The following is an 11,924-nucleotide window of genomic DNA, read 5'->3' as shown; positions in this document are numbered from 1 at the left end:
CCTGCTCTTCGTCAGCAGAGCCACTGCCTACGCTGTCAACACCTACTTCATCGCAAAGATGGTCTGCCTCGTCCTGGCGGGGCTCAACATGCTGCTGTTCCAGAGCATCACCTGGCGCGGCCGAGATCGCTGGGATCGCAGTGCCACGCTTCCGCTGGCGGCGAGGATGGCTGGCGGCATTTCGCTGTTGTTCTGGATCATGGTGGTCGTGTGTGGTCGTCTCATCGGCTTCACTCTCGCCGCCTTCTGACAGGAACCCTGAGAGAGGATCCAGGAGTGCTTCCTGTGCTTCAAGATCACCGCTTCGGAAAGATGGGAGCACGCCGCGCCGCCGGCAACCGCGCCGGTCATCCTGAACAAGATCAGCGAGACCACGCGGGAGCGGCGTTGGCAGCGGGCAGCGAGGGCGGGCTTCTTCGACGCGAGCTGACCGCAGGTGGCCGCGCGCTTGCCAGCACTGGCTACACTGTGGATGATCGACGCGAAACGACGAAGGCCAGCCTTCTCTTCTTCACGCGCCGCTGAGGCCCTGCCGCCAACGAGCCCGCCTCGCCCCGCCTATTTCGCGCTGAGAAGATAGGCGATGACCGCCTTGCGCTCGGTGGCGGACGGCACAGCCGTGACCATCCGCGTGCCGGGTACCATCTTGCTCGGCGCCAGCAGGAACTTGTCGAGGACGGCTTCGGTCCAGACCAGCTTCGAGTTCTTCAGCGCGGCGGAATAGTTGAAGGCCGGCACCGAGGCCGCAGGACGCTTTGCGATGCCGTAGAGGGCGGGACCCACGCCATTCTTCCCGTCCACCTTGTGCGTGTGGCACATTTGGCAACGCCCTTTGAAGAGCGCCTCCCCATCCGCGGGAGCGGCCTGTGCGGAGGCCGTGGACAGAGCGACGGCGCTGGCGAACGCAAGCGCGAGGCCAGCGGCGTTCGACTTGACGAGATCCATGGCACGACGAGGGAGACTCAACTGCATGCTAACTCCAATCCTTTGATGATCATTGCGCGGCGACAGCTGCGGCGTCCGTTCGTCTGCACTCGTTCTACTGCGTTGCAGCGCTTGCCGCGGGCTTCGACAAAAATTACTGACCGATCGTGATGCTGCTCAGCTCGCTCGGTTCCTTGACCCCGGCATCCGGCAGCGCTTGCCCATTCTCCGCCAGGATGTAGGTAGTTAGGTTGAGAACGGTTTCTGCTTCGAGCGAGCCGGGATCGTTCTGTGGCATCGTGCTGAGGATCCGCCCATAGAGCGCCCTGGCTGGCTTGCCGCTCCAGGAGGTGAGGAAACGCTGTCCCTTCAGGCTTGCTGAATGGGCGTCGCTCGGCTGGCCCTGATCCATGCCGTGACAGGCGGCGCAGACTTCCCCGAACACCTTCTTGCCGGTGGCGATCTGGACTGCGACGGCCCGAGTATCGGACGCAGGAGATGCTGGACCGCTGGGCGCCGATGCGATCAGAAAGGGCGCCGCCAGGACGGACCCGCATGCTACTCGCAATCCCGAGATCCGCCGTCGCTCGTCAAGTGTGCCGGCTCTGCGTGCGCTGCTCATCGTGCCGGCACCTCGTTCACGGCCAAGGCGACCCAACGGCCTCCGACCTTGCTGTTGCCGATGGGTACTACTATCATCTGCCTTCCTTTGACTTGATAGGTGATGGGTCCGCCTGTCGTTCCTGCGGGCAGCTTGATCTCGCCGACCACCTTTCCCGTCGCCTTGTCATAGGCGCGGAACACGGACTCCCCCGAAACGCCGGACCCGCCGAACACCGCATCGCTCCCCTCCCCGACAAAGAGCAGCGATTTCGTCACGAGCGCTGCCGGCCTGCCAGGATATCCGAGCGGCGGCAGCTGTAGCCCCGCGAGCAGCGGGTGGTTGCGCGGCCCCTCCCCGTTCGCCGCCATCCAGACTTGTCTGCCGACCTTCATGTCGATCGCCGTGATCCGGCCGTAGGGCGGCTTGGTGAGCGGCAACTCGTTTCGCGGACCGATGCCGTACGGATTGCCCGGTGGCGGCGATCCCGAGAAGCCGACGTCCCAGCTGTAGTCTATGGTCGCCTTCGGATCCGTCGTCTTGCTCACTCCGACCACGCCAGGCGCGGTCATGGACACCGCATAATAGAGGCCCGTCTCGGGATCGAACGCCCCGGTGTTCCAGCCGATCGAGCCGATATCACCAGGGGAGGAAATTGTACCCTTCGTGCCCGGACGATCCTTCGCGTTCACCGTCGGCGGCGTGAAGAGCGGACCATGCACGTATTGGTCGCGTATTCGCATGGCCTCCTCGCGAAGCGCTGGAGTGAAGTCAATGAGGTCGTCATCGGCAAGGCCGATCCGGTCGACCGGCTCCGGACGCGATGGAAATGGCTGCGTGGGCGAGGCGTGCTCCCCAGGCACGGTGCTTGGCGGTACGGGGCGTTCGTTGATCGGCCACACCGGCTTTCCGGTCGCGCGGTCGAGCACGAAAATATAACCTGTCTTGTTGGCTTGGATCACTGCCTTGACCGTGCGTCCGCCAGTCTTGAAGTCGGCGAGCACCGGCGGTGAAACGTTGTCGAAGTCCCAGAGATCGTGATGAACGGTCTGATAGTGCCAGATTTTTCGACCTGTCTTGGCGTCCAGGGCGACCAAGCTGTTCGAGTAGAGGTTGTCGCCGGGGCGGTGGCCGCCGTAGTTGGGGTTAGTCGGCGCCGATAGAGGTACATAGACAAGGCCGGTTTCGTCATCCGCGGTGATCGGCGCCCAGGCGGCCATGTTGCCCGAGTAGGCCTCGGCTCCTCCCCAGCTATCGCCGCCTGGCATGCCCCGGTCAGGGATGACCTTGAATGTCCAAACTAGCTTGCCCGTGCGAACGTCGTAGCCGCGGATGTTCTCGGGCAGGGCCTCCTTTTCGTTGCCGCTGTCGCCATAGCCTACGCCGACCTTGCCGCCGCCGTTCCCACCGACCACGATCACGTCGCCCACTACGATTGGGCCATTGAAGTTGAAGTATACCGCGCCATCCGGCGTGTTACGGTTTAGCGATACACGACCGCCCTCGCCGAATCCCGTCACGGGACTCCCATCGCTGAGGTTCAAGGCGTAGAGATATTCGCCGCGCACCGAAACAACTCGCGCCTCTATTCCCGTGCCCCAAACATCAACGCCCCGGCTGCTCTGTCCGGCCGCTTCTCGGAAGGTGGCCTTGAACGGCTGCTGAACCCAGACGGTCTTGCCGGTCGCTGCGTCAAACGCTTCGACCAGCCCCACCCCATTAGGGGCATAGAGGATGCCATCCCGGATCAGCGGCGTACCCCGGAAATAGGGCGATGGTTGCAGATCGGGAAACTTAGTCAGCAGCGCTTCGTCGACGCCCGGGCGGTTCCAGACGACCGCCAGCCGATCGACATTCCTTCGGTTGATGTTCGCAAGCGAGGAGTAGCGGTCAAAGCGGTGAGAACCACCGAAGTAGCTCCACGTGTCGGCGCCGCCTGCTAGGACGCTCGACGGGGACAGCAAGAGGGCCAGGGAGAGCAAGCCACGTGCTTTTCGGAAGTTCACCTTGTCGTTCTCGCTCATCTCGAATTCGTATTCCTCTGCGTCGAAACAATCCCCGTCAGCCCTCTAGCGGCAACCGCCTTGCGGAACTGATCGTGGCGCGGATGCGCTGCACCACAACCACGGTACCTGCCGCAGCTATCGGCGGTACGAGGCGGTGACGCCGACTGTACGGGGCCGGAGATAGCTGGTCGTGTACAATGGGCTGTTGACGTACTTCTCGACGCCCTGTGCACGGTTGTAGTTGAGCGCATTATTGACGAACACCGACACGTCGACGCGATCGAAGCGCATGCCTGCCCGCAGGTTGACGAGGCTCACGCTCGGCCGTGGAGTGTCGAACGGCTGGAACAAGGGACTGTCGGGATCGACCCTGCCGGTCCGACGAGGGGCGCTGGTGTAGGTAAAGTCGCTGCGCAGATACCCTTCGTTTCCGCGCATCGGGATACGGTATTCGCCTGAGAGGTAGATCGTCCAAGGGGATCCGGCATTCGGCACGAAGTCGCCCTTCTGGAAGACAAGGCTTTCTTCGCTGAACGTTGTGCGATTGTAGCCGACCGACGCGCTGAGATCGAGTTGCGGGATGGGACTGTATTTCACAGCCGCGTCAAAGCCTCGTGACTTTGCCGAACCGAGGTTGTCCACGAATAGATAGCCGCAAGTCGGCAGCTGCAGCTGCGTTTGGATCTTGTCCCACTTGATGAGGTAGATGCTTCCGTCGAACCGCAGTTTGCCGCCGAGCATTCGATTCTTCGAACCGACTTCGTAGTTCCAGACCGTGTCCGACTCGTACGACGTGGGTGATGCCGGGTTGCCGTTGGCATCCACGTAGCCAAGGCTAGTGAGATCCCCCCCGCAAACCGGCGGAACACGGACCTGCGCGCCGCCGGGTCTGAAGCCCTTCGACGCCGTCGCGTAGATCAAGTTACGGTCGTCCGGCTCCCACGAGATACCGAACTTCGGGGTGAACACCTTTTCGTTGTTGAACTGTCGTTCGATCGGGAACACCGGCGCGAACGCCCCCTGCCCCGGCGTGCAGCCTGCCGCGTCAGGACACGGCGTTCCATAGGGGGCGTTCAGGTTATTGAGCGGACCGCCCTGGACAGTGTCGAACCGGACCTTGTTGGAAGCGTAGCGACCACCCACCGTGAGGGTGACTTGCGGCACGATCTTGAAGTCCACCTGGCCGAACCCGGCGAGTTGCCGTTCGCGGGACGAGAACTCTGCCGAGTATACGAGGGAGTTCGGTCCGAGCGGTACGCCGAAGGCGTTGAGGAACGCGCTGGTGCCCGGATAGGGGCCGTCCGCCGCGGTGACGCCGAACAGGGACGGCACGCGCCCGAGGAAGTTGACATAGTCCTCTTCGTACGAACGTTGGCGGTTGTTGCTGTAGAAACCCCCGACGACCCAGCGCAGACGAGCGTCCGGATTAGCGGATTGCAGCCGCACCTCCTGCGTGAAGTTGCGCTGACGGTCGGTGAGGATGTCGCGCGCAGAATCGCCGACGCGTGGCGCTGCGAAGCCGAGGAACGAGTAGCCGTAGCTGCTCGTGGCCTCGACCCACTGGCTGTGGTTGCGGGCCAGCCACGCCGTCGTTGAGATCAGCTGGACCGCATCGTTGGACCAGTCGACGGTCACATATGGAAGGTAGAGCCGGTCCGAGCCCTTGTCATAGAGCGGAGCCTCCAATCCCGTGAGGAAGGGCTGGCCCGTAGCGGGATTCCCGGGATCATTCGGATCGTTCAGGAGCTGCGTGGTCGAGCCCGCCGCGAAGACTGGAGCGGCGTAGACACCTCGGCCCGGTCGTGAGGCGCTGACCCACACCGTATTCGTAGCATCGTGGAGCGTCTGGTCCTCGACATTGAAAGATCCTGTCACCACGAGATTTTCGGTCACGTTGAACGCCAGCGCGAAGCGTCCGGCGATGGTCTCGGTCCAGTTGGAATCCTCGTAGACGGTCCTGGCACCCTCGAGGCGCAGCCCGTCCGGGCCAAGCGAGCCGTCCACAACCGGCTGGCCGCCGCTTGTTGCCACGATAGGGGTGCCGGCGATGCGATCGACGAAGCCCCCCTGACGACGGAAGTACCCGGCTGCGCGGAAGGCGATCTTGTCGTCGACGATCGGCCCACCGACCGCCGCTCCGAACTCGTAGCTCTGACCGCCGCCATCGATGTCGCCGAACTCGGCCCGCGCGCGGAATTGGAAGTCGTTGAACGACGGTGTCGGCTGGATGAAGCGGATGGTTCCCCCCTGCGATCCGGATCCGAACAGGGTTCCCTGGGGACCGCGGAGCACCTCGACCCGCTCGAGGTCGAACAAGACCGGGAAATATGTGCCGGCGGAGTAGCCGAGACTGCGCACCTGAATGGGAACGTCGTCGATGTAGACGCCGGTGGTGGATGCTCCGGCGGCAGAGGATATGCCGCGGATCGCGATCTGGTTCGAACCGGAACTGGTGCTCGTCAGGTTGACGCCCGGAGTGAGGCGGATCAGGTCGGCGAATTCGCGCACGCCCGTCCTGTTGATCTGCTCCTGCGTGACCGCCGCGATACTGACTGGGACCTTGGAGATCGATGAAGCACTCCGTGTCGCCGTCACGATGATATCGTTGCCCGGTGCCACCGTCTCGTCTGGGGCCGCCTGCGCGTCAGCGGTTCCGGAGCACATCGCCGCAGCGAGAATAGCAAGCGCCGAAGCTGTTCTGAGAAGCGCGTGATTGCCGCACATGGATTGCTCACCAACCATTCTACCTACCCCCAACTGACTTGAAGCCTCCAACCCCAAGCTCGTCAGACTGATCGAAACTAGCCTCCGGCAAAGGTGTCAAAGTGCGAGCGGGTGTTGTCCGCAGAGCACCAGGAGCGAGGCCGAGGGGTCTGGGGCTTGTACCTTTTCCACCGCAGGATACAACTGGCGCTTCCATTCCGACGCGCCGGCACTCTCCGAGTGCAATGGCATGCTGCTGATTTGCAGGCGAGTGCGGCATCAACGCTGCACACGGGACAGGCACTGCTGGCATGCGTCGAACAACCGCCTGAAAGAGAGGCGAATCAACCGCCATCCGCCCGAGCGAGCTTGCTTGGTGATGATCGCCTCCCATAAGGTGTCAATTTGACACCCTCTCCGCGAGGGTCTGCGAGACTACCGGTTCCCCACCAGAGGTTGCGAGAAGCACGATCTGATTGGCCGCATCCTTACGGACGCGCTGAAGGCAAGGGGGAAAGAGATGGTGCAGTTCATGGTTCGTCGTACCCTAATGGCGGGGGTTGCGAGCGCGGCGCTAGTCTGCGCTTCGCAAACGGCTTGGGCGCAGGCGGCGCCTGCAGAGCCACCGGCGGCGCAGGGTACTCAGGCCGAAGTGGATGAGAACTCGGGCGGGTTGCAGGACATCTTCGTCACCGCCACCCGCACGTCCACCAACATCCAGCGGACGCCGATCGCCGTGACCGCGCTGACGACCGAGGCTTTGCAGGAGCGCGGCGCGCGCAGCCTGCTGGACCTCAACTCCTTCACGCCCAGTCTGTCCGTCGGAAACACGTCCGGCCAGGCGACGAGCGGCGGCTATGCGATCCGCGGCATGGGAGTTAACGGAAGCTCTTCGGCGGCGGTCGGCATCTACGTCGACGACGTTTACTTCTCCTCCTCGGCGGGCAATCTCCTCAGGCTTATCGACGTCGAGCGCATTGAGGTGCTCCGCGGTCCGCAGGGGACGCTGTTCGGCCGCAACACCATCGCCGGTGCCGTCCAGTTCATCACCAACAAGCCCACGCAGGAGTTCGGCGGATACGTCGATGGGACCGTCGGACGCTACGATCGTGCGGACATCCAGGGCGCGATCAACCTTCCCGTGACCCGGACGCTTGCCGTGCGCCTTACCGGCGCATCGCAGAGGAAGGACGGTTACGTACTTGACGAGTTCAACCAGATCTATCGCGGAGCTGAGCGCTACAGCCAAATCCGCGTCCAAGGACGCTGGGAGCCGATGGAGAGCCTGACGGTCGATCTCAAGGGCGACTTCTTTCGTCAGCGGAGCAACGGTCAAGCGATCCGCGTGACCGCGATCAATCCCAACGCCCTGTTCATCGGCCTCGGAGCATTGGGCGGCGAGACGCGACCGTACGACGACCGCTATCTGTCGCGGTCGCGCTATAGTTTCGCAGGGTTTGGTTCGCCGGAATTTGCGCGACAGAAGTTCGAGGTCTATCAGGGCGTAGTGAACTACGACGTGACGGAGAACTTCCACCTGAAGTCAATCACTGCCTACACCAAGGCGAACAACTCGACAGCTTACGACACCGACAGCACGCCCCTCAACTTCGTGTCTGTCACGCCTGACGACAACACCGCCAAGGTATTTACGCAGGAGTTCCAGGCGAGCGGATCGGCGCTCGATGAACGTCTGAAGTGGACAACCGGCGTCTACTACTACGACAGCAGGAGCAGGTCACAGTCCGGCATCCTTTCAATTGGTCTGGATGCCTTCCCGCTTGATCCAGCGAGCCGCAGCAACGTGGAGTCGAAGGCGGTCTACGGCCAGGCAACCTTCAACTTCACCGAAGCCCTCTCGGTCACCGGCGGCCTGCGCTACTCGAAGGAGACGAGCACCGACTTCGTCGAAGGCACGGCACCGGGATCCTCAATGTTCAAGAACACATCGCCACTGATCGGCATTAACTTCCAGGCTACCGAGCGTGCCCTCTTCTACGCGAAGGCATCGCGCGGCTTCCGCGCGGGAGGGTTCACTGCGGATGCACGGCTCCCCGGAAACGGGCTTGGGTTCGGTCCAGAGACGGCTTGGACCTATGAGGCGGGCGCGCGCCTCGACCTGTTCGATCGCCGACTGCGCCTCAACCCTACGGTGTTCCAGACGGATTGGAAGAGCATCCAGTTCAACCTGCTGATTCCCACTGCCGGCCAGATCATACTTGCGACGGCCAACGCTGGCGACGCACGCATCCGCGGCGTGGAACTGGAAGGCCAACTGATAGCTACCGACCGCCTGTCCTTCAACTTCGCCGGCTCCTACTTGGACGCTGAATACACCCGAGTGCCCGCGCTCACCTATTCGGCCTATCCCGAAGGCGTGCTCGGGCCGGTCGTCACCCTGCCGAACCTGACCCGCGATACGGAACTTCAGCGGACGCCTAAGTACAAGATTTCGGTCGGTGGGCGGTACGTCCTTCCCTTGAAAGGTGGCCAGAAGATCACTCTGTCGGGCGATTATACCTACACCGATAGGCAACGCAGCGCGGTGACGATCTCGGACTCCGTCGAGATGCCTTCCTATCACCTGGTCAACTCGCGACTGCAGTTCGACTCTGCTGACGAGATGTGGTCAGCGGCATTGTTCGTCACGAACCTTACGAACGAGTACTATCTGACGGGAGGGGTGGATTATGCTGGCGGCTTCACCGCCGGTGCTCGCGTGGAGAATCCCGCCCGTCCGCGTGAGTGGGGCCTTCAGGCCACCGTCCGGTTCTAATTGCACGGGCAGCTCTTCGTAGCGGTCACGGCTCGATCCCCGTGGATGAGGCTGCACTTTGACAGGAGTGCAGCCTCATCCGTCCCGGACGCGGGCTTGGGTGAGTCCCCCCTTTCTTAACTTTCCGGACTAAGTCGCATGGCCGGCGCTGTCGACGAAGTGGGCGCGGTGCCTGCTCATCACCGCTTTACCTTCAGGAAACACCACGGAAGCGGGTGAATGGGACTTTTCGGAGCTTGTCACTTCGTTAGGTTACCGAGAAAATTTGATGGACTGGATCGCCTGATGAACATTCGATTGATCTTGCTCGCGCTGTCCGCCGCGCCAACGGCGCTGTCCGGTCAGGTGCCGGGTACCCCAGACCCATCGCGGACGACAGCGGGAACCTATTCGGTGGATCCTGCACACACCCAGGTCACCTGGAAGCTGAACCATCTCGGCTTCAGCATGCTGCAGGGCCAATTCGGAGCTTCGGGAGGGTCACTGTCCCTGGATCCTGCGAAGGTCGCGGCGTCGAAGGTTGAGGTTACGTTCGACATGAAGCAACTGAGCACGACCGCTCCAGGGTTCACCAAGCATCTCAACAGCGCCGACTTCTTTGATACGGCAAAGTTCGGCACCGCCCGCTTCGTGTCGACTTCGATTAAGCCATCCGGAAAGAATGCTGCCGTTATCGTCGGCAACCTGACGATCAAGGATGTCACCAAGCCCGTCACCCTGAACGCGCGTTTTCTTGGCGCCGGCAGTAACCCCATGGCCAACAACGCGCTCAACGTGGGATTCAGCGCGACCGGCAATATCAAGCGCAGCGACTTCGGCGTCGCAATGGCCGCGCCGGCCGTAGCAGACGACGTCGAGCTCGAGATCAACGCCGCTTTCGTAAAGAACTGATTCAAAACGGATGGGGTGGCCGATTGACCGCATCATCCCATTGCCGGGGAGTGAGTGATGAATGTTGGACTCCGCAAAGCGAAGGGTTTCCTGGCGCTGGCGATCTCGGCAACACTCTCGCTGCCATTAGCAGCGGAGCCCCCGTCGCCTGCGGTAGTCGCCGCGCGCCGCGCAATCTTCGATCCGGCAATCAGCTCCGTGCTCTTCCATAACATGGACGAGTTATTCGAGACGCGTGTCGTCGGCCATGCAGCTGCGCCCTGGCAACTGCCCCGCACCGACGCACCGATGAACTTCTCCTACTCCTATGGTGGAGCGACTAAGCCGGCAAGTGAAATCCTAGACGGCAACTACACGAATGCGCTGCTGATCATCAAAGACGGCAAGATCGTGACGGAGATCTATCGGAACGGGACGGATGCACAGAGCAGGTTCATTTCCTGGTCCATGTCGAAGTCGCTGACTGGCACGCTGGTGGGACTTGCTGTGAGCGAGGGCAGGATCAAGTCGTTGGATGACGGTATCGTCACCTACCTGCCGGAACTGCGGCGCACGGGATATGAGGGCGTCACGATCCGGCAAATACTGGAGATGAGGTCGGGCGTTGACTACGACGAGCGCTACGACTGGAAGAACCCAAGCGTCGCTTCTATCAATCACGAGGAAGCGCTGGTTCAGAACCGTGTCCGCTTCGCCGACGTGGCGCGAACCCTCAAGCGCAAACACGCTCCAGGATCGACATTCGACTACAAGACAATCGACACCGCCGTGCTCGGCTGGCTTGTCGAACGGGTAACCGGGATGAGCGCCTCGGCCTACATGTCCAGTCGGATTTGGGAACGGCTCGGCACGGAACGGGACGCCTTCTACATCATGGACGGCCCTCCTGGGATCGGGCGGGAGTTCACCGGCGGCGGCTTCAACGCGACGTTGCGGGATTATGGACGCTTCGGGCAGATGATGCTGCAGGACGGGGTCGGCAATGGCCAGAGGATCCTTCCCGCCGGTTGGGTGCGCCAGGCCACTGCGCCTGTTGGAGGGCAGGAAGGAGAGACGGGCGGCTACGGCTACCAGTGGTGGACCGTTCAGAACAGCGATGCGTACTTCGCGCTCGGGTTGTGCGGCCAGTTCATCTACGTGGATCCGATCACCCGCACGGTAGTCGTGAAGTTGAGTTACGTTCCGCTCGAAAAGGGCGACGCGATGAAGGAGACGCTCAGCTTCATGGCGGCCGCCTCGGCATGGCGGCCGTGAGTGCGCTCACGAGGCGTGAGCGACAAACCACGTTTAGCCTAGTCTAATAACACACTGTCCATAACCGGCAACTAACACCACTAAATCAAAGAATGGCTTTGCTAGTCGGTTCGGTGAGCTACGAAGGATGTTGAGATGAAACGTGCTCTTTTGGCCATCGCGATCCTGGCCGCTGGACTTGCCTCCCCGATTTCAGCGCATCATTCGACGGCGATGTTCGACAATCAGAAGCTCGTCATTTTGCGAGGCACGATCAAGTCGTTCTCATATTTGAATCCTCATTCGTGGATTTCGATCGTGGCGGCCCCTGAAGGCACCACTGCTGCGAAGAGATGGGACGTGGAGTTGGTCTCGCCCGTGGTGTTGGAGCGGATGGGTATCACCCGTGAAACGTTTCGGCCTGGTGACAAGGTCGTGATGGGGATCCGGCCGTTGCGCGACGGCCGTCCCGGAGGCGCCTTCGTGCTCGCGGTGACGGCGAATGGGACACCCTATGGTGCCAAGCCTGCGGAGGTCGGCGTCGATCCGAAGCGCCTACGCCTCTAGGCCTCCGGATCGGGCGACCTCCTGAACTTCTGCTGGCGGCCCCTGCCGGACGCATGCCGACGCTACATCTCCCGAGGTCCATCGCCCGGATGGATTGGGCGAAAGCGGGTATGGGACCGCTCAGCCGCGAAATTCACTCCCGATCGATGAAGGGATAGTCAATGCCGTGCGCGCAACACCGCTATGGCCTGGTATCGATCGCGCTTCACTGGTCGATCGCGGT

At 62.1% G+C, this 11,924-nt stretch carries 9 protein-coding genes and 1 pseudogene; 6 read left to right on the top strand and 4 right to left on the bottom strand.

The window, feature by feature from the left end:
* Positions 1 to 250 (top strand): annotated as a pseudogene (locus MRBLSP13_RS14995) (hypothetical protein); the annotation flags it as partial.
* Between the two features lie 35 nt (positions 251 to 285).
* Positions 286 to 525, top strand: coding sequence for a hypothetical protein (locus MRBLSP13_RS14990; RefSeq protein ID WP_363735912.1), 240 nt, complete (start codon positions 286 to 288; stop codon positions 523 to 525).
* A gap of 33 nt (positions 526 to 558) precedes the next feature.
* Here MRBLSP13_RS14990 and MRBLSP13_RS14985 read toward each other — a convergent pair whose 3' ends face one another.
* The 4 genes from MRBLSP13_RS14985 to MRBLSP13_RS14970 form a co-directional block, all read right to left on the bottom strand.
* On the bottom strand, positions 559 to 945 hold the full coding sequence (locus tag MRBLSP13_RS14985; RefSeq protein WP_363755337.1) for a c-type cytochrome: 387 nt from the start codon (positions 943 to 945) through the stop codon (positions 559 to 561).
* A 133-nt stretch (positions 946 to 1,078) separates the two neighbouring features.
* On the bottom strand, positions 1,079 to 1,546 hold the full coding sequence (locus MRBLSP13_RS14980; RefSeq protein WP_363755335.1) for a c-type cytochrome: 468 nt from the start codon (positions 1,544 to 1,546) through the stop codon (positions 1,079 to 1,081).
* On the bottom strand, positions 1,543 to 3,549 hold the full coding sequence (locus MRBLSP13_RS14975; protein WP_363755333.1) for a PQQ-binding-like beta-propeller repeat protein: 2,007 nt from the start codon (positions 3,547 to 3,549) through the stop codon (positions 1,543 to 1,545). Before MRBLSP13_RS14975 ends, MRBLSP13_RS14980 begins: the two co-directional genes overlap by 4 nt.
* Positions 3,550 to 3,666: 117 nt before the next feature.
* Positions 3,667 to 6,273, bottom strand: a complete 2,607-nt coding sequence (locus MRBLSP13_RS14970; protein ID WP_363755331.1) for a TonB-dependent receptor — start codon at positions 6,271 to 6,273, stop codon at positions 3,667 to 3,669.
* Between the two features lie 481 nt (positions 6,274 to 6,754).
* Here MRBLSP13_RS14970 and MRBLSP13_RS14965 point away from each other — a divergent pair, with 481 nt between their 5' ends.
* The 4 genes from MRBLSP13_RS14965 to MRBLSP13_RS14950 all read left to right on the top strand — a co-directional run bounded on the left by MRBLSP13_RS14965 (position 6,755) and on the right by MRBLSP13_RS14950 (position 11,701).
* Complete coding sequence (locus tag MRBLSP13_RS14965; protein WP_363735907.1) at positions 6,755 to 9,010, top strand: TonB-dependent receptor; 2,256 nt, start codon at positions 6,755 to 6,757, stop codon at positions 9,008 to 9,010.
* Between the two features lie 285 nt (positions 9,011 to 9,295).
* Positions 9,296 to 9,901 (top strand): YceI family protein, encoded by a 606-nt coding sequence (locus tag MRBLSP13_RS14960; RefSeq protein WP_363755329.1) that lies wholly within the window; start codon positions 9,296 to 9,298, stop codon positions 9,899 to 9,901.
* Positions 9,902 to 9,958: 57 nt separating this feature from the next.
* A complete protein-coding gene (locus MRBLSP13_RS14955) occupies positions 9,959 to 11,155 on the top strand; it encodes a serine hydrolase domain-containing protein (protein ID WP_363735905.1) in 1,197 nt (398 codons plus the stop codon).
* Between the two features lie 135 nt (positions 11,156 to 11,290).
* Positions 11,291 to 11,701 carry a DUF6152 family protein gene (locus MRBLSP13_RS14950; RefSeq protein WP_363735904.1) on the top strand — a complete coding sequence of 137 codons (411 nt, stop codon included), beginning with the start codon at positions 11,291 to 11,293 and terminating at the stop codon, positions 11,699 to 11,701.
* Positions 11,702 to 11,924: the final 223 nt, after the last annotated feature.

Origin of the sequence: Sphingobium sp. LSP13-1-1.1 (assembly GCF_040676415.1) — a bacterium.
In the GTDB taxonomy this organism is placed as follows: Bacteria; Pseudomonadota; Alphaproteobacteria; order Sphingomonadales; family Sphingomonadaceae; genus Sphingobium.
Note: the sequence above shows the minus strand (reverse complement) of the source record. Positions and strands in the feature narration are given on the sequence as shown.